Here is a 22,707-nt window from a genome sequence, read left to right on the forward strand (position 1 = left end):
CCTTCTTATGGTTTAATCGTTTCCATGTATCGTATAACATCTTGTTCTGACATTGTACCTGTAATTACTTCGACGACTTTACCGTTTTTATCGATCAAAAACGTTGTCGGTAAAGGGATGACACCGTATCGGTCCAATACTTTTTTATCTTTATCAACAAGAATTGGAAATTCCAGTTGATGTTTTTCTACAAATTTATTAATTGTAAAAGCCGATTCACCGACATTGATAGCTAAAATTTCTACACCTAAATCTTTATACTTTTTGTATTGATTGTTCATATAAGGCATTTCTTTTTCACACGGTTTACACCAAGTCCCCCAAAAGTTTAAAAAGACCCCTTGTCCTTTAAAATCTGATAGTTGATAGCTATTACCTTCTAAGTCTTGTAAAACAAAGTCAGGGGCTTGATCACCTTTTTCAACAATCGCTTGATCTTCTTTAGACATGTTCGCATATAACGTGTATATCACAACTGCTGCAAGAAGAGCTAGTATGATGGTCCGAATCATCAGGCGCTGTTTTTTCATAAAAAAATCCTCCTACTCTTCAAAGCCAATCGTACTTTTTCCCCACTCTATTATATCATTGTATCAAAATGAGACTGGCTCCACACTTTTGAATGTTATGTGACAATTCAAACAGGTTCCTCATAAGATGGAACCTGTTTCTGCAAGCGTTCGTAATTGTTTGACTTCATGTGGGGTAAGTTCACGAAACTCCCCAGCGTTTAACCCTTTTAACGTTAGAAATGCAAATCGTTCACGTTTTAACTTTTGCACTGGATACCCGATGGCGTCAAACATCCGACGAACGAGTCGGTTACGACCTTCATGAACCGTAATTTCAATGATTGCTTTTTGTTTCCGTTTATCAAAAGATTTCATTTTTACTTTTGCCGGAGCAGTCATCCCGTCTTCTAAACGAATTCCCTTCTCCAATTGTTTTAACACATGTTTTGGTGGAATTCCTTTGACCCTGGCAATGTATGTTTTTTCAATTTCATAGCGCGGATGCATCATTAAATTCGCAAATTCGCCATCGTTCGTCAATAAAATGAGACCAGATGTATCATAATCTAGTCGACCGACTGGATAAATGCGCTGTGGAACTTCAGTAAAGAAATCCGTAACGACCTTTCGTCCTTTTTCATCTTTCACAGCAGAAATGACTCCTCGCGGCTTGTATAAAAGATAATACACTTTTTCTTCACGCTCTACTGGAATTCCATTAACTTCGATTTTGTCGTCGGAACTTACCTTCGTACCGAGCTCCCGAACTACTTCTCCGTTAACTTTTACTTTCCCCTCTTTTATGAGTTGTTCCGCTTTTCGACGTGACGCAATCCCGGCATGGGCAATAACTTTTTGTAAACGTTCCATCATACCACTCCTTTTTCTCGTTGTTGTTTATGTACCCGAACCACTCTCTACCTTAATGCATTATTACACAAGTTCGAATAAAACGAAAGTGATTGTAACACTACAAAATTGGAATTGCAATCATTTATCCACATACAATGATGCCCTTCTTTATTTTGCCCATAAAAATAGAGCTGAACAAGTGTCAGCTCTATTTATCCAAAAACAAGTGTTACGACGACAATCGCGGCAATAATTCCAACCAAATCAGCCAGCAACCCAACTTTTAACGCATCGCCCATTTTTTTAATTCCGACTGCTCCGAAATAAACCGTTAATACGTAGAGGGTCGTATCCGTACTCCCTTGTAGTGTCGAAGCAATTCGACCGATGAACGAATCAGGTCCATACGTAGCAATAAGGTCACTCATCATTCCTAAAGCGGCTGTTCCAGAAATTGGTCGGATAATAGCTAACGGAACTATTTCCGCAGGAACACCAATAGCCGATAAAACCGGTTGGAGGAGTTGAACAAAAAAATCGAGGGCTCCCGAAACCCGAAAAACAGAAATCGCTACTAACATGCCTACTAAATAAGGAATGATGGAAACAGCAATTTTAATTCCCTCTTTTCCACCTTCGACGAACGCTTCATACGTCGGTACTTTTTTGAAAGTCCCGTATAACAAAATAAAGCCGACTAGAAAAGGGATAAGCATGAGGGAAAAGGTTGAAAACAACACCATCTTATTCTCCCCCTTTTTGTTTTCTGCGATAGTAAAAATATCGGTCAATCAAAATAGCTGCGATCGTCGAACATAAGGTGGCCACAATTGTTGTACCAACAATTTCCGTAGGGGATGCTGATTGATAATTTAATCGAATCGCAATAACGGTTGTTGGTATGAGCGTCAAACTAGATGTGTTAATGGCTAAAAACGTAATCATGGATCGACTGGCTGAATCGCGATTTCCATTTAATCGTTTTAGTTGTTCCATTGCTTTAATTCCAAACGGTGTCGCCGCGTTACCTAATCCAAACATATTCGCTACCATATTGGACAAAATATACCCCATGGCCGGATGATTTTCTGGTACATCTGGAAAAAGTCGTTTGACGATGGGAAAAAACAAACGCGTAAGCCGTTCTAATAAGCCTGCCTCTTGAGCGATCTTCATTACCCCAAGCCAAAATACAAGGATGCTTAACAAGCCGATACACAAAGTGACCGCTTCATTTGCTGATTGAAAAATCGCTTGATTGACTTCCTCTAATTTTTCGTTGATCACCGCAAAGACCATGCCAATAAAAAACATGGCGACCCAGATGATATTAATCATCGTTGTTCACACCTAAATAGGCAGTAAATAACCGCTTAAATAAGGAAATCCAAGACGACGAATCATATATTAAAGAATCGTCAAAATAAATAGGGGTTTTATAAATCATTTCCTCTCCTAAGTAAACAATCGCTTTTCCCACAATGTCCGGTGGATGATTTCCCCAATTCTCCTTAGGTTTTAAGACTTTGTATTCTACACGAACAGCTTCTTTTTCCTCTTCCGTTAGCGGGTATTCGATTCGATGGTCGAGATACACTTTATTTTTGTAAAATTTTTGATCAATCGCTTTAATAGTGCCTTCTTCCAAAATTCCCACCATGTTATATTGTTTAAATCCATATTCAAACATGGTAATATGGTCGTTCCAGTCGTCTGAAGCATTTAACGTCACCGCAATTAAATTCTCCCCATCTTTTGATGCTGTTGTAACGAGCGTTCGGTGAGCCCGTTTCGTATAACCAGTTTTTCCGCCCGTACAGTATTCATACAGCTCCGTTAACAAACGGTTTTTGTTCCTCCATTTTCTCTCCCAGTCATGTTCAGGGTCCGGTGCGTAATACACTTTCGTCCCAGAAATTTCCCGGAACGTTTCGTTATGCATGGCATATCGCATCAGTAAGGCCATATCATAAGCGGTTGAATAATGGTCTTCATGGTCATCCAGCCCATGGGGATTCGCAAAATGGGTATTAGTCATCCCGATTCTGGCAGCTTTTTCGTTCATTAAAAAGACAAACCCTTCGACACTCCCGCCGACGTGTTCCGCTATCGCCACGGCAGCATCGTTTCCAGAACGTAACATTAATCCATATACTAAATCGAGCAGTTTGATTTTTTCACCTTTTTTTAAATAAATTGAGGATCCATCCGTATGTTCGGCGCGTTCACTGACCGTGACCATCTCATCGAGTTTATTCGATTCAATTGCTAAAATGGCCGTCATAATTTTCGTGATACTCGCAATTCGTTTCCGCTCATGAGCCTCTTTTTCGAATAAAATTCTCCCGCTATCTTGTTCCATTAAAATCGCACTATCTGCACTTAATGAAAGATTATCGTCGGCGTAGACGCTGGAACAAAAAAGGAAAACGAAACTTCCAATCATATATACAAGCATACGCATTGTTTTCCTCATGATTCCTCTCCTCTTCTTCGTCCGTCTTTGTACAATTGTATGCTTGTACCGTTTCGTTATGAATGAATTTATTTACCCGTCGTTGACACAAAACAGCCTCCTTTAAGATCAAGGAGGCTGTTAATACGGTTTCCATTTTAAAGTCTTGGCTTTTTGAAATCGTTGTTCAACATCGTTCCAATTGACGACGTTCCACCAATTATTAACGTATGTTTGTCGGTCATTCTTATATTGTAAGTAATACGCATGCTCCCACACATCTAACACTAGTAGTGGAATGGTATCCCACTGCGTAAGGTTCATATGTCTTTCTGACTGTAATATTTCTAAATGCCTTGATCTTGGGGACCATACAAGAAGTGCCCAACCGACTCCTTCCACTTGATTGGCCGCTTCGGTAAATTGCTTCTTAAAAGATGCGAAACTTCCAAAATAGGACTCTATCGTCCTTGCAAGATCCCCCTTAGGCTTGCCTCCACCTTCTGGGGACATATTTTCCCAAAAGATCGTGTGTAAATAGTGCCCCGAACCGTGGAACGCTAATTCACGTTCCCAATGCTTAACGAGTGAAAAATCTCCTGTTTTTCGAGCTTCTTGTAATTTCTGTTCCGCTTTATTCAATCCATCAACGTAGGATTGATGATGCTTATCATGATGCAAGCGCATAATTTCTTCTGAAATATAAGGTTCTAAACTGTTATAAGGATATGGTAATTGGGGCAATTGGTGTTGGCCCGGTGGAACGACGTAGGTGGTTACCCAAACGGCCCCATTTGATTGTTGACGAATCCATTCGTCGATCTGCCCGGCTTTTTGTTGAAGTTGAAATAGCTGATTTTTTGGTAGTGTTTCTGGTAAACGTACCTGTACCAACAAATGTTCTAACTCTTTTATGTTCGTTTGCAACCATCCATGGTTAATGTTTTCGTCGTGAGTCCATTGTTTTATTTCTTGCACCCACTGTTTAAGTTTTTCTACATACTCAGATGCTTCCCTCATTTTCCTCCCCCCTTTTTATTCCCTTTATCTTATGGTCAGGGGGAAGGAAATATTCGTTAAGACGACCTATTGAAGAGCGGAAAATTCGTTTCGATGAGGTTCATTGCAAAAAGCGTTATTCGTCTTGAAGCGTTTCTTGAAACTTTTCAAAAAACAAGTCGGCTTCCTCTTGAACAAATTCTTCTTCCAATTCTTCCGGTAATGGCGGAAGTTCATCTAAGTCTTTTAAACCAAAACAATCTAGAAATTCCTTTGTAGTACCATAAAGAATAGCACGACCGGTTCCTTCCGACCGTCCAACTTCTTTTATAAGCCCTTTTGACAACAGAGTTTGTATCGGGCGTTCTGTGCGCACTCCGCGTATGTCTTCAATCTCCATACGGGTGATCGGTTGCTTATATGCAATAATCGCCAATGTTTCTAAAGCTGCCTGAGATAAAGACGAATGGCTCGCTTCTGCCACTAATTTTTTTAAATATACCGCGTTTTCTTTTTTTGTTACGAGCTGATAAACCCCGGCCATTTCAACGAGTTGAATTCCTCGGTTACGGTCGTTTTCATAATCCATTTGTAGTTGTTGAATAATATCAAGCGCTTGGTATGATTCAATTTCCAGTACATCACATACTTGTTTTAATGTTAGTCCTTCATCACCTGCAGCAAATAATAAACTTTCTAAGATGCCTTTCCAATTAATGATGTCCAACGGTTGTCGCTCCTCCTTTTGCCATAATTACTATTTCTGCAAAATTCGTTTGTTGCTCGACCAAAATTTCGTTCCGTTTCATTAATTCGAGGATTGCTAAAAACGTCACTACGATATGTTCTCGTTCATGAGACGGGAACAGTTCTTCAAAATAAAACGCTCGATTAGACGAAATAATTTTTTCACGAATTTCGTCCATGCGCTGTTCAATCGAAATTTCTTCGCGGGCAATTTTTGTTGAGAGTGGTTTTTGCAATTTTTTACGACGTAACAATTTATGAAAAGCTCCTAACATATCATACACGGTCACCTGCAAGTCCGCCCCGCAAGCTTCAATCTCTTGACTATAATCCGATAAATCGGATGGCGGTTTCGTAAAGATTTGTCCCCGTTCACGTTCCCGCTCCTTTAATTCTTTCGCAGCTTCTTTATACTTTTTATATTCGATGAGCCGTTCTACGAGCTCTTCACGTGGGTCTTCTTCGACTACGTCTTCCAGTTCTTCATTCATCTCTTCATGCTGGGGTAACAGCATTTTACTTTTAATGGCCAATAAAGTCGCTGCCATCACTAAATATTCACTGGCAACATCCAACTCTAATTCTTGCATGGTTCGAATGTACAGCAAGTATTGTTCAGTAATCTCTGCCATCGGGATATCATATATATCTATTTCAAAGCGATTAATTAAATGTAATAATAAATCTAACGGCCCTTCAAAGGCATCCAGTTTCACGTTATACTCCATGTTCATCACCAATCTATTGTCCCTATAATACTAAAACTCATTATAAGTATAGAGGATTGATATAAGATGTCCAACAACTAATTTTCAAAACTAACGAAAGTTTTTTCATCATGGTAATAAAACTTTTCGATATAATACACTCAACCAGTAAGAAATGTAAAAAAGGAGAATATTTTATGGTTCCTGAGCCGTTTATTGAATATCTAATACATTTTCATGGCGACCGTGATTATTTTGAATGCCACGAAGTGCTAGAAGAATATTGGAAAGAACAAAAAGGGTCAAAAACTTCTATCTGGGTTGGTTTTATTCAACTAGCGGTTGGCCAATATCACTATCGACGTAACAATGTTAAAGGGGCTAAACGAATGTTTCTAAACTCCTTACACATTTTTCGTCAACACCGCGCCATCATTAGGTCACTTGGAATCTCCCCTGATCAACTCGAGCAACTTGTCAATAAATTGTTATTACGGTTACAAAAAGGGCTTCCTTATGAAAGCATTAACCTACCGATTGTAGAACCAAGCATAGAAGGGGTATGTATCGAAGAATGTAAAAAACGAAAACTTATATGGCAAACGCCTAGCGATTTATCAAATACGTACCTTATCCATCGGCATTCCTTGCGCGATCGTCAAGATGTCGTTGAAGCTCGTCTAGAATCTTTACAAAAGAAAAGACGAAAAAAACAATAAGCACAACCAGACGTACTGGATGTGCTTATTGTTTGCATATGTAAACAGCCATTCGTTATTCGTTTTCTCCGTCACACTTCTCAAAAAAAGATGCCGTATATGCATTCGGTTGTACAGAATAATTTTGATACATTTGTTTGATGGCTTTTACCATACTAGTTCCTATTCCTTCATCCCGATATGAAGGGTTCACAGAAATATGCTGAATTTCAACTACTTGATCACGGACGATCACACCAATAAGACCAATAATATCATCATCGTTTTTCCATAAAAATAATTGCCATTTATCGTCTGTTTCGTATTGTTTAATCGTTTGTTGAAGCCTCTTTAAGTCTTTTTCATTCGGCATGAATGAAAGTAGACCCATAGCAATTTTTTCAAATGCTTTTTTGTAACGAACTAACATACATGTATCCCTCATCATTTTATTTTTCCCAGATTCAACCAAAAACTTTGATGCTTTCCCCAAATATATTACTAAATTCGCTTCTCTTTATCAACTTTCCTCATTTACCGGCAAAAAATATCCAATAAATACCACCCCAAACAAGCGTCATCGCTAAAAGAAAGAAAAAGAGAACACGATTGCTTTTTTCCATTTTTTCACCTTCTTAAAACATTCTCAATCAGTATTATGAAAAAATTTATTCCATCCTTCAAGTCAATCGTTATCAAAAAAGGCTAGATGACCTCTAGCCTTTTTACCGAGTTTTTAATTTGGAAGGGAGGGGAACATCTAATTGAATTAAATCTTCGTATGATTCTCGTTTGACGACGAGCATATGTTCACCATTTTCTACAAACACGACCGCTGGACGAGGAATACGGTTGTAATTATTCGCCATCGCATACCCGTACGCCCCTGTGCAAAAAACAGCTAATAGATCTTGCTCGTTTACTTTTGGTAAAGGGAGGTCCCATATTAACATGTCACCAGATTCACAGCATTTCCCAGCAATAGATACCGTTTCTTCAATAGGGTCGAGCACTCGATTGGCGAGTACAGCTTCGTACTTTGCATCATACAACGCCGGACGAATATTATCACTCATTCCTCCGTCAACGGCAATGTATTTCCGAATTTGGGGAACTTCTTTTGAAGCTCCAATTGTATATAACGTCGACCCTGCGTCTCCCACGAGAGAACGTCCAGGTTCAATCCAAATTTCTGGCATTGGAAGCCCGTGCTTCTTCGTTTGTTGTTTCACTTCTTCGATAATTTCTTCGACATATTGATGGGCTGGAATCGGGTCGTCTTCAGCTGTATACCGAATACCAAAGCCTCCCCCTAAATTAAGCACTTCCGGTACAAACCCGAATTGATTTTTCCATTCGGCTAATTGATCAATGATTTTTCGAGCAGCTAAAATAAATCCTGTCGTTTCAAAAATTTGTGACCCAATATGACAATGAACTCCAAGAAGATGGAACTTCTCCTCTTCAAGCGCAATTTGTAATGCTTGTTCGGCTTGTCCGTTTTGCAAGTCGAAGCCAAATTTGGAATCCTCTTGACCTGTTAAAATGTAATCATGGGTATGCGCTTCAATGCCTGGGGTTACCCGTAGTAAAATTTTTGTTTCAACATTTAATTCATCACACAAAGATTTCAATAAACGTAGCTCATAAAAATTATCTACGACAATACAACCAATTTTGTGAGATAGAGCCATTCGTAATTCCGCTTCACTTTTATTGTTTCCATGAAAATGTATTTTTTCTGTCGGGAATTGGGCCGCAATGGCCGTATACAATTCTCCTCCAGATACGACATCTAAGGACAATCCTTCTTCCTCAACGAGCTGTAACATGGCAATAGAAGAAAACGCCTTACTCGCATAAGCCACTTGTGCTTTGACACCTAGCTTTTCAAATGTTTCTTTAAAACTTTTCGCCCGTTCACGAATCAAAGCAACATCATAAACATATAAAGGTGTCCCATACGCTTTTGCTAAGTCGACGGTGTCAACTCCTCCAATTTCTAGATGACCTTTCTCGTTTACTTTTGCCGTTCCATACAAATGCATGTCCTCTTCCCTTCTTCCGTTCAATCTCTTTTTGTTAAAAAACTAATAATTGAAACAAATTTAACACAAACCGTATCATCATGCAATATTATGAATGTTTTGGTTGTTTAAACCGATTTCTCGGCTGCACAATGCTTGGGCGCACTTTGGAGCCAGGAACGGATTGTCGAACGAGTATTTGAAAAAATGCCATAGGATGAAAAGGAATAAACGGCCACAAATAAGGGGTATTTAGTGATCGTATGGAAGCAAGTAAAATAATGGCTAAAGTGACTCCTATGACAAAACCTGGGACTTTAAAAAAAGCAACCGAAAATAATAGCCCTAATCGGACTAATTTATTGGCGATACTTAATTCATAGCTTGGTGTGGCAAATGTTCCAATAGCCGCAATAGAAATGTATAAAATGACTTCTGGGACAAATAATCCGACATCAATTGCGATTTCACCGATTAAAACGGCGGCAATTAAGCCCATTGCAGTGGATAATGGTGTCGGCGTATGAATCGCTGCAATTCGTAAAAAATCAACCCCTAAGTCGGCGATTAATAACTGAGCGAACACCGGAATGTTAGACTCTTCATTGGGACCGATAAACGCTAGTTGTTTCGGAAGCAGGGAAGGATCTAACACAAACAAATACCATAATGGGAGAAGGAGGATGGATAGCGATATGCCAATGAATCGTGCCCATCGAACAAACGTCCCTACAGCTGGTGATTGACGATATTCTTCCACATGTTGGACATGATGAAAAAATGTCGTGGGCGTAATAATAACACTCGGAGATGTATCAACAAAGATGAGCACATGCCCTTCAAGTAAATGAGTCGCACCTACGTCTGCCCGTTCGGTATAGCGAACAAGCGGATAAGGGTTATACCCTTGTTTAACTAAAAACTCTTCAATCGTCTTGTCTGCCATCGTAATTCCGTCGATTTGAATCGATTGAATTTCCTTTTTAATCGTTTGAATTAAGTCAGGATTGGCCACATCTTCTATATAGGCGATGGCGACATCGGTTTTCGAACGTTCCCCAATTTTAAAAATTTCAAACCGTAAGCGTTCATCCCGTATTCGTCGTCTAGTTAAGGCAGTATTCACAATAATACTTTCTACGTATCCATCACGGGAACCCCGAACGACTTTTTCAGTATCTGGCTCTTCCGGTTGGCGACCAGGATAGCTCCGAACATCAACGATAATTGCTTCATCGGACCCTTCGATGACAATCCCCAACAATCCGGAAAGAACTTGATCGACCAATTCATCTAACGTTTTCACCGTTTGTATCGATTGATGAACAATTCGGTTTTCAATAATTTTATATAGTTGGGAAGATAATTTTTCTGAATCGTTTACTTTAATTAGTTCATGAATTACCTCAGTCATAATTTTGGTGTCACATAATCCGTTCACATAATAAAAATGAACATCTTTCCGGAGTACCTTAATTTTTCGAACCCCTAAATCGAAACTCACTCCTAATCCGATGCGGTCTTCCATAAATTTTTTCACGAGTTCAACGTTTTCTGGTATTGGTAATTTTTTTAGCTGTTGCTCCATTGGTTGCCACTCCTTTCTAAAATGAGGTTGACGGCTTTTTTTGTGATTGGAGCACCTTTTTTATAATCATCTATATGTCCCATTTTGCCAATATCTCCAATTCCAACAACAATGGGAATATTTAAGCGGTCTAAACAGTAAACAGTATCCCCATTTAATCTCCCCAATTCCACTTCTTCAAATCCATCTTTATCAACCCCATATGGTGTAATGTCTCCGTCCCGGTTAACACACACATCTACTTTCGTCCACTCCATTTGTGAAGATTTCGATGCCACCGCAATCACCCCTAACACGTCAATCCGTTGATCTTTCGCTACGTGAATTAGCGCTTGTTCGCCTCTTCCTTCTCCTATATAACCACAATCGTCAAACATGACAAAAACAGGGTCATAGGGGGTCTGAAGGATTAGGTGAACGATTTCTTCACCGGTTAATAATGTAGGATTCCCTTGCGATTGGGAGATACAGCGACCACCAATTTGATGCGCCACTTGTTCGATGGCACGGTGTGCGTACTCATCTCCATCAGTTACTATAATGACGCGCTTTTTTTTCATTGGGGCATGTCCTTTCTACTCATAAAGTTTTGACAAAAAACATCCACTGAAAGAGGGAACCGAACATTTTACCGAGCACGATAGCCATTAATAAGATTAACAATCGCTCCTCCACACCGATTCGCTTCGCCAAAATCGGTAACACGTTTAACGCTTCTGTTAACCCCGCCGCTAACATACCAATAAAGACACCATTTCCTAAGCCAAGCGGAATTAACGTCCAGGAAGGAAGATGAAAATGGAACATCCACAAGCTAGAGATACTTCCCGAAATCGCTCCTAAAATTACGGCCCCTTCATACACGTGGATAAACTTGCTTGTTTTCGTCAGCTGTGTTAACCGAGGGATGATACTCAGAACCGTTAAAAATGCGACAAATCCAGCACCAACGGCTAAACCACCTGCAAAACCGATGAAGGCAATGATAAGAATCTTAATGGTCATCTTTTGTTCGCACACTTTCTTTGTTTTCATGGATAATTAAATATTGATCTAAATCTTGTTGATAATTAAACATTTCTACTTCCAACGGACTAGGTTCTTCATTCAAACGTTTACGAAAGATATGATTAAAAAATAATATCATCCCTAACCCAAGTCCGAACGAATACGGAATTTGCAAAATAAGTGGATATTCGTTTTTCTCTCCCGTCATAAGTTCATATAAGCGGATATGAACGTTCCTCATGCTGACGTCTTCATGAAAATTCATCACCGCTAAACTAGAACCAATGAACAAAAGACACCAGACAAGAACGAATAAAGGAATGGACATTTTTCGACGGTGCTGCTTGACTTCTACGATTGTTTGAGATGGCCCAATTAATTGAACCTCTAAATTCGGATTCCACTCCTTTATCTGGCGGACGACTTGAATGCCATCAATTATGACAAAGTTTTTATCTTTTTTTGTAATTTCGTATACACACATGTGTTGAAGGGGCTTTATCATCTCTTTTGGTGCCACAATATACGAGATATCTTTTAGGTATACTTTCGCATCAGGAGGCACAAAAATTTTATGACGAAGTCGTAAATCCACGGATGTCACCACTAGTTCCCACCTTCGTCTATAGAGTATTTATTTAGTAGTATCACGCAACTTGTTTTTTTCATGATAGGGAAAAATTTCATGCCTTCCCTTTCTCTTCTGTAAAATCGTTTTACTTATGATATACATCGTTTGGCGCTTAATTTTTTTACTCAGTACACTGGAGTTTTGCTCTTAAATGTTATTTTTTGCTCATAACTTCGGTAGATTAACTCTTAAGTTTTATTTTTTGCTCTTAACTTGAAGATTTTTGCCCTTATTTCTTTATTTTTTGCTCTTAACTTGAAGATTTTTACCCTTAAATCTGTATTTTTTACTCATCAAATATAATAATTGCTCATATGGCTAGTCCTTTTCTCATGATGTTTTAAACTTTCCAAATAAAAACAGCGCCTGGACCTATTATAGATCCATGCGCTGTTTCATTTGGTGCAATATTTTTTTCTCCAACCTCGATACTTGTACTTGGGAAATGCCTAATCGTTCAGCCACTTCAGATTGGGTTTGGTCTTTATAATACCTTAAGTAGACAATGAGTCGTTCTCGGTCGTCCAATTCGCGAATCGCTTCTTTTAAAGCGATTTTATCAAACCATTTTTCTTCTCGATCATCCGCGATTTGGTCTAATAATGTAATGGGGTCGCCCTCGTTTTCGTAGACGGTTTCATGAATAGAAGAAGGGGCTCTACTCGCTTCTTGGGCCATAATGATATCTTCCGCAGACAGGTCTAAGTGTTCGGCCAATTCATTAATAGTTGGTACCCTTCCTAACGATTTCGATAATTCATCTTTGGCTTTGCGAATCCGATTGCCCATCTCTTTTAAGCTTCGACTGACCTTAACGGAACCATCATCCCTAATAAACCGTTGAATTTCACCGATAATCATCGGAACGGCATACGTGGAAAATTTGACATCATACGTAAGGTCAAATTTATCCACCGATTTTAATAAACCAATACACCCAATTTGAAAGAGATCGTCCGGCTCGTATCCGCGATTTAAAAAGCGCTGAACTACGGACCAAACCAGGCGAGTGTTATTCTGTACAAGCGTATCTCTCGCCTCTTGATCCCCTTCTTGACTGCGACGAATTAACTCTTTCACTTCATGATCTTTTAAATAAACTTGTCCTTTTTCATGCTTGAGCTCCACATCCATAGGCACGACTCCTTAATTACATAGCGCTGTACTTTTCGCTAAATGCTTTTTTAATCGAATCGTGGTGCCTGCTCCTGGTTGTGATTCAATGTCGACTTCATCCATAAAGTTTTCCATAATAGTAAAGCCCATACCAGAACGTTCTAGTTCCGGTTTCGTTGTAAATAACGGTTGTCTCGCTTCCTCAATATTCTTAATACCGACTCCTTCATCACGTATCGTCATCTCGACGATGTTATCATTTATTGTCACGGAAATATACACCATTCCGTTCGGATTGTTTTCATAGCCGTGAATAATGGCGTTCGTGACCGCTTCCGAAACAACGGTTTTAATTTCAGTCAATTCATCCATCGTCGGGTCTAATTGAGCGATAAACGCAGCAACGGTCACACGGGCAAAAGACTCATTTTGACTTAACGCGCTAAACTGAATATGCATTTCGTTTTTCATCGTTTAAGCAACCCCCAATCTTTGCAGTGCAATTTTTTCGGATGGTTCGAGACGGATAATTTTATAAAGGCCCGACATTTCAAACAATCGATTCACTGCAGGGGAAATTGCACAAACGACCATTTCTCCGTGCTTTTGCTTAATTTGTTTGTATCGCCCAAGAATGACTCCTAACCCTGAGCTATCCATAAACGAGAGCTGCTCTAAATTAAGGACAATATGTTTGATATTATAGGTTTCAATCGCCTGACTCGCTTGTTCTTTTAACTGTTCCGCTGTATGGTGGTCCAACTCTCCGCGAAGACGGATACATAACACTTCCCCAATCACTTCTAAATCGATGGAAAGACTCACTATTTTCGGCCTCCTTATTGATTCGATAGTGAGTCTATTCGATTTTGTTCTCTTTAATTCCTTCCCTTTGACAAAAATAGTGTTTCTTCTTCAAATTTTTTACGAATCTTTTGGAACGACTTTCGTATACATACCGAAAACTTTTTTATAAAGTTTCCACCAGCTTGCTTTTTTGACACTATCTCCAGCAACTAACGGTGTTTCTAGCACTTTTTTTCCATCCTTTTTGACAACTAATTTTCCGACTGGGTCCCCTTTTTCAAGCGGGGCTTTTATAATAGGGTCCAGTTGAATGTCTTGTTGGAAGTTGTCTATCGATTCTCCTTTTTTCGTCAAGATGGAAATCGGTTCTTCTGTTGTCACTGAAACGTGGTTTTTCGCTCCTTTGCTGACTTGGACTTTTCCAACTTTCTCGTCTTTTTTGTACAATGGATGGGTTGTGTATTGATTGAAAGCATAGTCTAACATTTTTGATACTTGGGCGTTTCGCGATTTTGGTGTTGGTGCCCCATACACAACCGCAATGACACGCATCCCATCTTTTACAGCCGTTGCTGTTAAGCAATACTTTGCTTCATTTGTATAACCGGTCTTTAGTCCATCTACGCCTTTGTAAAAGCGGACCAGTTTATTTGTATTGACGAGCCAAAACTTTTTATCGGTATTTTCCCGTAAATACGATTCGTACTGCCCCGTAAACTTGGTTATTTCTTCATATTTCAACAGCTCTTTCGCCATAATCGCCATATCGTAAGCGGAGCTGTAATGATCATCAGCTGGAAGTCCAGTCACATTTTGGAATTTTGTATTTTTCAAACCGAGTTTTTTTGCCTTTTGATTCATCATTTTTACAAAAGCATCTTCACTTCCGGCAATTTTTTCAGCAAGAGCAACCGATGCGTCATTGGCCGAACCGATCGCTATTCCTTCAAGCATCTGTTCGACGGTCATTTCTTCTCCAGGCTCTAAAAAAATTTGCGAGCCGCCCATAGATGCCGCGTATTCACTTGTGCGGACCATGTCATCCATTTTTAACTGTCCTTTATCAATCGCTTCCATAATCAGAAGCATTGTCATAATTTTCGTCATCGACGCCGGCGGTAACGGCTCATGGCTATTCTTTTCATATAAGACCGTTCCCGTATCTCGTTCAATTAAAATTGCCGATTTTGCCTCATCTGCTAATTCACTTTTTTTCTCTTCTGCTGCCACGAAATGAGGAAAAAGAATTGCTTGAATCATTATAAAAGCAACTACCCAATGGCTCCATCGCTTCATCTTACAACCCTCCAATATGTATTCATACTTTAGCATTTTTTGAAAAACTTACACCTATTGGCCTATTTTTTCCAACATAATCAAATTTATACAATTCCTAATTAGTTTTCATTGCTGAATGGTTTAGAAAATAGGAAACTGAAATAAAAATTGATCAATCTGCAATACAGGGGATCCAAACTGCAATACAATTAGGGGTAACTGCAAAACAAAGGGGTTAAACAGCAAAATAAGATCTCTTACTGAAAGTGACTTTACATAAATAAGAAATTAAAAATAGCTTTTCGATAGTATTTTTAGGATATCTATGTACAAATTTCACAGCTTTTTTACACTTTCGGTCCTTTTACTTATACTTTCACCGAATTGTTTTGTAGTTTCTGCCATTTGGTTTGCACTTTCGATACAAAATACAGTGAGGAAGTTTAAAAAATTATCGTTTAATTAATAAACCCCAAAAGGACTTTGTGCCTTTTGGGGTTCCTTTGATTATTCTGTAATTTCTCCATAGATTAGCGTTGGTGCTTCTACTTTTTCTTTGGAGATTCGAATGTTGTTGTAAAGTTTCTGCTTAATTTGCTCGATGTCTTCGAAGTTACTATGAATGGTGACAAGGGATTCGCCTTTTTGGACATAATCACCAATTTTTTTACGTAATACAAGACCGACCGCTAAGTCAATTTGCGATTCTTTAGTCGCGCGTCCGGCACCTAGAAGCATGGCCGCTGTTCCGATTTCGTCGGCAACGATTTCTGAAACATAGCCATCTTCTTTGGCTTCGAGTTCCACGACATATTTTGCTTGTGGAAGACGTTCTGGATGGTCGACAACGGATGGGTCGCCACCTTGTGCTTGTAAAAACTTTTTAAACGTTTCTAGAGCTGATCCATCTTCAATGACTTGTTGGAGTTTTTGACGAGCTTCTTCCAGAGAATCAGCTTTTTCTGCTAAATATACCATATGGCTACCTAGCGTTAAGCAAAGCTCAGTTAAATCTTTCGGTCCTTTTCCAGAAAGGGTATCGATTGCTTCTTTTACTTCTAGCGCATTTCCGATCGCATATCCAAGTGGCTGACTCATATCAGAAATAACCGCCATCGTTTTACGACCTACATTGTTTCCGATATTGACCATCGCTTGGGCTAATTCCTTCGCTTCTTCCAGCGTTTTCATAAAGGCGCCTGCACCAGTTTTAACGTCAAGGACGATCGCGTTCGCTCCCGCCGCAATTTTTTTACTCATAATAGAGCTTGCAATCAACGGAATACTATTAACAGTTGCTGTTACGTCACGTAGAGCATAAAGCTTTTTGTCCGCTGGCGTTAAGTTGCCGCTTTGACCGATGACGGCTAATTTGTTTTCGTTCACAAGACGAATAAAATCGTCATTTTCGATTTCTACGTGGAATCCTGGTACAGCTTCTAATTTGTCAATCGTTCCACCGGTATGACCTAATCCTCGGCCGCTCATTTTCGCTACTGGAACACCAAGAGATGCCACTAGAGGACCAAGAACAAGTGTTGTTGTATCACCGACGCCTCCTGTGGAATGCTTGTCAACTTTAATTCCTTCAATCGCTGACAAATCAATTTGGTCACCGGATTCAACCATCGCCATCGTTAAATCGGCACGTTCACGCTCCGTCATGCCTTGGAAAAACACAGCCATCGTAAACGCGCTCATTTGGTAATCAGGAATCGTTCCTTCCGTATATCCTTTAATAATAAATTGGATTTCTTCTGTCGTTAATTCATGGCCATCACGTTTTTTTTCAATTAAATCTACCATCCGCATATCGTTTCACTCCACCCTTACTTATTGATTGATCGTACAATTTCTTTTACATATGTTAAGAAGTTTTGGCGAACTTTTTCCGTTGTTTCAATGACTTCATCGTGCGTTAATGGTTGATCTAAAATACCTGCTGCCATATTGGAAATACAAGAGATGCCTAACACTTTCATGCCCATATGGCGAGCAACAATGACTTCTGGAACGGTGGACATACCAACCGCATCTGCTCCTAATGTACGAAGCATGCGTACTTCCGCGGGTGTTTCATAAATCGGACCGGTATTGGCGACATAGACTCCTTCACGTACCGGAATGTTTAACTTTTGAGCAATTTCTTTCGCTAATTGACGATATTCTTTATCGTACGCTTCAGACATATCCGGAAAGCGTGGTCCAAATTTAGAATCGTTTGGTCCTATTAATGGGTTGCCTCCCATATTATTGATATGATCGGTGATAATCATTAAGTCGCCTGGTTCAAATGATTCGTTAACGCCTCCGGCTGCATTTGTGACAATGAGCGTTTGAACCCCAAGCTGTTTCATGACACGAACTGGGAACGTTACTTGTTGAAAGGAGTAACCTTCGTAATAATGGAACCGTCCTTGCATGGCGACGACTTTTTTTCCACTTAATTCACCAAAAACAAGCTGACCTTTATGGCCTTCTACCGTAGAAACCGGGAAATTAGGAATTTCATTGTAAGGAATCACCACTGGATTTGTAATTTCTTCTGCTAACACGCCAAGTCCAGAGCCAAGGATTAAGCCAATTTCCGGCGCATCGGCATATTTTTCTTTTAAATATTGGGCCGCATGTTGTACTGCTTCGTAATTCATGGATGGACACTCCTTTATTTATTTCAACAGTTGTAAGAAACTTTTTCCGTATTTTGGCATCGTTACGCCAAAGTTTTCAGCAACGGTCGCCCCAACATCAGCGAATGTTTCCCGAAGTGGAAGTTCTTTTCCGCTGTTCATTCTTGTTGAGTAGACAAGTAATGGTACATATTCACGCGTATGGTCAGTTCCGTGATGTACTGGGTCATTTCCATGGTCAGCCGTAATAATTAATAAATCATCATCCGTCATTTTTTCAAACACTTCTGGTAAACGGGCATCAAATTCTTCTAACGCTTTTCCGTACCCAATCGGATCACGACGATGCCCATATAACGCATCAAAATCAACTAAATTAATAAAGCTAAGTCCTGTAAAGTCTTTATCAAAAGTAGCAATAAATTTATCCATTCCGTCCATGTTTGATTTCGTGCGGATGGCTTCTGTTACCCCTTCACCGTCATAAATGTCGGAAATTTTACCGATTGCAATAACGTCGTAGTTCGCATCCTTTAATTCATTCATCACCGTACGATCAAACGGTTTTAACGCATAGTCATGACGGTTCGCCGTACGGGTAAAGTTTCCTGGCTCCCCGATGAACGGACGAGCAATAACACGTCCGACCATATATTTTTCATCTAAGGTAAGTTCACGGGCAATTTCACAAATGCGATAAAGCTCTTCTAGCGGAATTACTTCTTCGTGTGCCGCGATTTGCAACACTGAATCAGCAGATGTGTACACGATCAGAGCCCCTGTTTCCATATGCTCTTCGCCAAGCTCTTCAATAATCGCCGTACCGCTTGCTGGTTTATTTCCAATCACTTTTCGACCGGTTTTTTCTTCTAATTGTTGAATTAATTCTTGTGGAAAGCCTTCCGGGAACACTTGGAACGGGGTAGATATATTAAGTCCCATAATTTCCCAATGACCCGTCATCGTATCTTTTCCTGCGGAAGCTTCTTTCATTTTCGTATAGTACGCCATCGGTGCGTCCGCTTTCGGTACCCCTTTAATTTCGCGAATGTTGGATAAACCTAATTTCGCCATGTTCGGCATGTTAAGGCCGTTCATTTTTTCCGCAATGTGTCCTAACGTATCTGCTCCTTTATCGTTATACTTCTCAGCGTCTGGTGCTTCACCGATCCCTACTGAATCCATAACGATGAGATGAATACGCTTATATGTAAAATCAGCCATGTACCTTCACTCCTTAAGTAAACGTTGTACCTTTATCTACCATATTTCCTAAAATTCGTTCTAACTTAAAGCGGTTACATCAAGTTACAAGATTATCTTTCCCAAACGTTTAGGAACGAAACAAATCTATCATATGGTCAGAAGTCTGACAACATTATTGTATTAAAAAGGGGAACCGGTGACAAGGAAAAAAAGCCGCTTCCCCTTTAATTTCTTTATCATTTTTCCTTTATCTTCCTCTTACGCCCGCGGATGAAATTGGGAATACACGTCTTTTAATCTCATTTTCGTTACATGGGTATAAATTTGGGTCGTCGAAATATCCGCATGTCCTAACATTTCTTGAACTGCGCGTAAATCCGCTCCGTTTTCTAACAGGTGGGTAGCAAACGAATGGCGCAACGTGTGCGGGGTTAAATCTTTTTCGATATTCGCTTTCTTGGCTAGTCCTTTTAATATTTTCCAAAATCCTTGTCGAGTGAGGCGTCTGCCGTGATGATTTAAAAATAAGGCCGAAGTTGTTTCTTTCCGGGAAACGAGCTGAGGGCGTCCTTTTTGTAAGTACCGTTCGAGTGCTTCTGTCGCCACTCTTCCGATTGGAATGATGCGCTCTTTGTTGCGCTTCCCTATGCAGCGAACAAATCCCATTGTTAAATGAATATCGTCCATATTCAAACTAATGAGTTCGCTCACTCGTAGACCGGTCGCATAAAGTAGCTCGAGCATCGCTTTGTCGCGAATGCCGATTGGTGTTTGTACGTCCGGTGCCTCTAACAATGACTCGACTTCTTGAATGTTCAATACTTTCGGTAAGGTTCGTTCCGTTTTTGGTGTTTCAATATGAAACGTAGGATCTTGTTCTGTCACTTTTTCGCGTAATAAAAATTGATGGAACGACCGAATAGACGCTACTTGTCGAGCAATCGTTTTCGATGATTTGTTTTGCGTTTTTAAAAAATCTAAATAATGGACAATATGGAATCTCGTTACATCATTTAAGGATGAAATTTGCTCAACCTTTTGTAAATACTGAATATACCCTTTTAAATCTCGTTCATACGATACGACCGTGTTTTTCGCTAATCTTTTTTCCACGATTAAAAAATGAATAAAATCTTTTAATTGATCTTCCACGGTATTCTACTCCCCATCCATAAAATACAATAATAATCGTTCATACCAGTTCATATTCTCTTCCAATCGGAACACTTTGACGGCCGCTCCTTCTGGCTCGTCGTAACGGTGCATATTTTCATATTCTTCATTGATCCACTTAAAACCGAAATAAAACAAGACGGTGCTCCCGGTAAATAAAACAAAGACTTTGAGTGTTTGCCAAACTAGCTTAATATAATATTTCATCCCGTTTTCCTCCTATTCCTTCTTATATACAAGCTATGCCAGAAGAAACGGGATTTATACTTTTAATAAGGTGATAAATAAAAAACCTTTTCTAGTGAGAAAAGGCTTTACAATTTCAATCTTGTTCGTCTTCATTTTTTTCTTGACAACGAAAGCAAATCCCATGGAACGTTAGACGATGGTCCTTAATTTTAAACTTCCAATCTCGTTCGACAATCGTTTCAACATCCCCCAATAAATCTTCTTGAATTTCGTCTACTGCTCCACATTCGATACAAACAAGATGATGATGGAAATGGGCTGCACCTTCTTGACGTAAGTCGTAGCGCGAAACCCCGTCCCCAAAGTTTATTTTGTCCACAATTTTTAATTCCGTAAGCAGTTCGAGTGTGCGATACACCGTCGCCAATCCAATTTCAGGATACTTTTCTTTAACGAGGAGGTATACATCTTCGGCACTTAAATGATCTTCTTCATGTTCCAACAACACTCGAACGGTTGCTTCACGCTGGGGCGTCAATTTATAGCTAGCAGAATGTAATTGTTTTTTAATTCGTTCTAACCGACTTTCCATAATTCGTCCCTCCCTCGTCGCTGTCGTATTTATTATATCAAATGCGGGAGGTTTAGCAAACAAGAATTATTCTAAACAAGAATAAATAATTTTTATTAAGTAATAATTATTTTAATTCAATGAAGAAATGACCGCTTTCATTAATGCTGGGGAAAGATAGGCTTCAATACTAGAAGCTAAGGTGATTCCAACGAAAGCGATAATTAGGCAAAAAACATACTTCACAAATAGCGGGAAAAAAGAAATAGAATACGACGGTCGTTGGACAATTTTTTTGATCAGTTGAAGGGAAAAACCTACGGCCACCGCAGACATAAAAATAAACAGCGGGATGATGAATAAGTTTTGCGGAAGAACGGTGGCAAAGGACAACATAAATCCTTTCCAGCCCATTTGATGAACGAGAAAGCCGACTGAAAATCCCACCACTAATCCTTTTAAAAACAGCAATATCAATATTATTGGTAAGCCAATAATCGAGATGCCTAACATCCACATTAGCCCTAAGTATTTCGCATTATGCAAAAAGCTTAAGCGAAACAAGTCTTCACTGGCCGCTACTTTCCCATCCGACACTTGTCCGAAAAATTCGTTTAAATAGTAAAACAAATCCTCTTTTTGTGAGAACGATAAACTATTGACGACAATTGCTCCGAAGAGGATGCCCATAAAAAAAAGAATCATGACAAATACGTAAATTGCTGCGTGTTCATTCATATGTTCAAGCAACGGTTGGTTCCGGAATCGCTTTCGCATTGAAATTCCTCCCTAAGGATACTCTAGTACAACGTATGCTCGTTCCTTAAGGGATATGATTTTTTCTTCTACTTCTCCTATTGATAGATTACCAGAATATTGCTATTATTTTATTAATTTTCACCAACAAAGGAGGCGTTTACATGAATCCCATCATGATCCCTTTTCCAGACCGAATCGAATCCGAACGCTTATATATTCGGCCTGCCCTACCTGGGGATGGAGAAGTCGTCCATCAGGCAATCGTCGAATCACGCAAGGAGTTAAAAGAATGGCTCCCCTTTGCCCAAAAGGAGCAAACGAAAGCCGAAGTCGAAATAAATATCCGAAAAGCTTACAGTGAATTTATTACACGGGAAGATATTCGCCTACATATCTTTCGTAAAACCGATGACGAATTTATCGGTTCAACTGGACTTCATCGTATAAATTGGGACGTGCGAAAATTTGAAATCGGATATTGGATTCATACGAAGCATACAGGACATGGATATATGACGGAAGCAGTAAAACGGTTAACAGCGTTTGTGTTTGACGAATTAGACGGCAATCGGGTCGAAATTCGCTGCGATCCTGAAAACATTCGTTCACGCGCCATTCCGGAACGATTAGGGTTTACGTTAGAAGGCATTTTACGAAACGATTCGCTTTCTGCTGAGGGGACTTCGTTACGTAGCACGTGCGTTTATTCGGTTTTAAAAGATGAGTGGAACGAACTAAGAAAGTAGATTATAAA

27 protein-coding genes are annotated in these 22,707 nt (G+C 39.6%); 2 read left to right on the top strand and 25 right to left on the bottom strand.

What is annotated here, in order from left to right; translation table 11 throughout:
• Positions 1-5: 5 nt before the first annotated feature.
• The 8 genes from resA to H0Z31_04295 all read right to left on the bottom strand — a co-directional run bounded on the left by resA (position 6) and on the right by H0Z31_04295 (position 6,293).
• Positions 6-530, bottom strand: a complete 525-nt coding sequence (gene resA / locus H0Z31_04260) for a thiol-disulfide oxidoreductase ResA (protein ID MBO8176654.1) — start codon at positions 528-530, stop codon at positions 6-8.
• A 120-nt stretch (positions 531-650) separates the two neighbouring features.
• The gene (locus H0Z31_04265) at positions 651-1,382 is read right to left on the bottom strand and encodes an rRNA pseudouridine synthase (GenBank protein MBO8176655.1); all 732 of its coding nucleotides are present in this window, start codon (positions 1,380-1,382) and stop codon (positions 651-653) included.
• A 194-nt stretch (positions 1,383-1,576) separates the two neighbouring features.
• Positions 1,577-2,107, bottom strand: coding sequence for a spore maturation protein (locus H0Z31_04270; protein ID MBO8176656.1), 531 nt, complete (start codon positions 2,105-2,107; stop codon positions 1,577-1,579).
• Position 2,108: 1 nt separating this feature from the next.
• Positions 2,109-2,702 carry a spore maturation protein gene (locus H0Z31_04275; GenBank protein ID MBO8176657.1) on the bottom strand — a complete coding sequence of 198 codons (594 nt, stop codon included), beginning with the start codon at positions 2,700-2,702 and terminating at the stop codon, positions 2,109-2,111.
• Positions 2,695-3,828: a D-alanyl-D-alanine carboxypeptidase gene (locus H0Z31_04280; protein MBO8176658.1), complete on the bottom strand. Its 1,134-nt coding sequence runs from the start codon at positions 3,826-3,828 to the stop codon at positions 2,695-2,697. Before H0Z31_04280 ends, H0Z31_04275 begins: the two co-directional genes overlap by 8 nt.
• Before the next feature lie 132 nt (positions 3,829-3,960).
• On the bottom strand, positions 3,961-4,839 hold the full coding sequence (locus H0Z31_04285) for a superoxide dismutase (protein ID MBO8176659.1): 879 nt from the start codon (positions 4,837-4,839) through the stop codon (positions 3,961-3,963).
• A gap of 115 nt (positions 4,840-4,954) precedes the next feature.
• On the bottom strand, positions 4,955-5,545 hold the full coding sequence (gene scpB / locus H0Z31_04290; protein ID MBO8176660.1) for an SMC-Scp complex subunit ScpB: 591 nt from the start codon (positions 5,543-5,545) through the stop codon (positions 4,955-4,957).
• Positions 5,532-6,293, bottom strand: coding sequence for a segregation/condensation protein A (locus tag H0Z31_04295; protein ID MBO8176661.1), 762 nt, complete (start codon positions 6,291-6,293; stop codon positions 5,532-5,534). Before H0Z31_04295 ends, scpB begins: the two co-directional genes overlap by 14 nt.
• Positions 6,294-6,469: 176 nt before the next feature.
• On the opposite strand from H0Z31_04295, the gene H0Z31_04300 reads away from it, so the two are divergent.
• Positions 6,470-6,991 (top strand): DUF309 domain-containing protein, encoded by a 522-nt coding sequence (locus H0Z31_04300; protein ID MBO8176662.1) that lies wholly within the window; start codon positions 6,470-6,472, stop codon positions 6,989-6,991.
• Positions 6,992-7,046: 55 nt separating this feature from the next.
• Here the strand turns inward: H0Z31_04300 and H0Z31_04305 are convergent, their stop codons facing one another.
• The 17 genes from H0Z31_04305 to spoIIM all read right to left on the bottom strand — a co-directional run bounded on the left by H0Z31_04305 (position 7,047) and on the right by spoIIM (position 21,971).
• Complete coding sequence (locus H0Z31_04305; protein MBO8176663.1) at positions 7,047-7,400, bottom strand: GNAT family N-acetyltransferase; 354 nt, start codon at positions 7,398-7,400, stop codon at positions 7,047-7,049.
• A 295-nt stretch (positions 7,401-7,695) separates the two neighbouring features.
• On the bottom strand, positions 7,696-9,018 hold the full coding sequence (gene lysA / locus H0Z31_04310) for a diaminopimelate decarboxylase (protein MBO8176664.1): 1,323 nt from the start codon (positions 9,016-9,018) through the stop codon (positions 7,696-7,698).
• Between the two features lie 88 nt (positions 9,019-9,106).
• A complete protein-coding gene (locus H0Z31_04315) occupies positions 9,107-10,585 on the bottom strand; it encodes a spore germination protein (protein MBO8176665.1) in 1,479 nt (492 codons plus the stop codon).
• The gene (locus H0Z31_04320) at positions 10,570-11,145 is read right to left on the bottom strand and encodes a stage V sporulation protein AE (protein MBO8176666.1); all 576 of its coding nucleotides are present in this window, start codon (positions 11,143-11,145) and stop codon (positions 10,570-10,572) included. Before H0Z31_04320 ends, H0Z31_04315 begins: the two co-directional genes overlap by 16 nt.
• A 19-nt stretch (positions 11,146-11,164) precedes the next feature.
• Positions 11,165-11,590, bottom strand: coding sequence for a stage V sporulation protein AB (locus H0Z31_04325; GenBank protein ID MBO8176667.1), 426 nt, complete (start codon positions 11,588-11,590; stop codon positions 11,165-11,167).
• Complete coding sequence (locus H0Z31_04330; GenBank protein ID MBO8176668.1) at positions 11,580-12,200, bottom strand: stage V sporulation protein AA; 621 nt, start codon at positions 12,198-12,200, stop codon at positions 11,580-11,582. Before H0Z31_04330 ends, H0Z31_04325 begins: the two co-directional genes overlap by 11 nt.
• A 399-nt stretch (positions 12,201-12,599) precedes the next feature.
• Positions 12,600-13,358 (bottom strand): RNA polymerase sporulation sigma factor SigF, encoded by a 759-nt coding sequence (sigF, locus tag H0Z31_04335; GenBank protein MBO8176669.1) that lies wholly within the window; start codon positions 13,356-13,358, stop codon positions 12,600-12,602.
• A gap of 12 nt (positions 13,359-13,370) precedes the next feature.
• Positions 13,371-13,811 (bottom strand): anti-sigma F factor, encoded by a 441-nt coding sequence (gene spoIIAB / locus H0Z31_04340; GenBank protein MBO8176670.1) that lies wholly within the window; start codon positions 13,809-13,811, stop codon positions 13,371-13,373.
• 3 nt (positions 13,812-13,814) lie between these two features.
• Complete coding sequence (spoIIAA, locus tag H0Z31_04345) at positions 13,815-14,165, bottom strand: anti-sigma F factor antagonist (GenBank protein ID MBO8176671.1); 351 nt, start codon at positions 14,163-14,165, stop codon at positions 13,815-13,817.
• Positions 14,166-14,264: 99 nt separating this feature from the next.
• Entirely contained in the window at positions 14,265-15,443 is a 1,179-nt protein-coding gene (locus H0Z31_04350) for a D-alanyl-D-alanine carboxypeptidase (GenBank protein MBO8176672.1), read from the bottom strand.
• 489 nt (positions 15,444-15,932) lie between these two features.
• On the bottom strand, positions 15,933-17,237 hold the full coding sequence (locus H0Z31_04355) for a pyrimidine-nucleoside phosphorylase (protein MBO8176673.1): 1,305 nt from the start codon (positions 17,235-17,237) through the stop codon (positions 15,933-15,935).
• A gap of 17 nt (positions 17,238-17,254) precedes the next feature.
• Positions 17,255-18,076 (bottom strand): purine-nucleoside phosphorylase, encoded by an 822-nt coding sequence (locus tag H0Z31_04360; GenBank protein MBO8176674.1) that lies wholly within the window; start codon positions 18,074-18,076, stop codon positions 17,255-17,257.
• An 18-nt stretch (positions 18,077-18,094) separates the two neighbouring features.
• Positions 18,095-19,279 carry a phosphopentomutase gene (gene deoB, locus H0Z31_04365; GenBank protein MBO8176675.1) on the bottom strand — a complete coding sequence of 395 codons (1,185 nt, stop codon included), beginning with the start codon at positions 19,277-19,279 and terminating at the stop codon, positions 18,095-18,097.
• A gap of 240 nt (positions 19,280-19,519) precedes the next feature.
• Positions 19,520-20,413: a site-specific tyrosine recombinase XerD gene (gene xerD / locus H0Z31_04370; protein ID MBO8176676.1), complete on the bottom strand. Its 894-nt coding sequence runs from the start codon at positions 20,411-20,413 to the stop codon at positions 19,520-19,522.
• Between the two features lie 6 nt (positions 20,414-20,419).
• Positions 20,420-20,641 (bottom strand): YqzK family protein, encoded by a 222-nt coding sequence (locus tag H0Z31_04375; GenBank protein MBO8176677.1) that lies wholly within the window; start codon positions 20,639-20,641, stop codon positions 20,420-20,422.
• A gap of 115 nt (positions 20,642-20,756) precedes the next feature.
• Entirely contained in the window at positions 20,757-21,215 is a 459-nt protein-coding gene (locus H0Z31_04380) for a transcriptional repressor (GenBank protein MBO8176678.1), read from the bottom strand.
• Positions 21,216-21,326: 111 nt separating this feature from the next.
• Positions 21,327-21,971: a stage II sporulation protein M gene (gene spoIIM / locus H0Z31_04385; protein MBO8176679.1), complete on the bottom strand. Its 645-nt coding sequence runs from the start codon at positions 21,969-21,971 to the stop codon at positions 21,327-21,329.
• A gap of 143 nt (positions 21,972-22,114) precedes the next feature.
• On the opposite strand from spoIIM, the gene H0Z31_04390 reads away from it, so the two are divergent.
• Positions 22,115-22,699, top strand: a complete 585-nt coding sequence (locus H0Z31_04390) for a GNAT family N-acetyltransferase (protein ID MBO8176680.1) — start codon at positions 22,115-22,117, stop codon at positions 22,697-22,699.
• Positions 22,700-22,707: the final 8 nt, after the last annotated feature.

Origin of the sequence: Bacillus sp. (in: firmicutes) (genome assembly GCA_017656295.1) — a bacterium.
Classification (GTDB): domain Bacteria; phylum Bacillota; class Bacilli; order Bacillales; family JACDOC01; genus JACDOC01.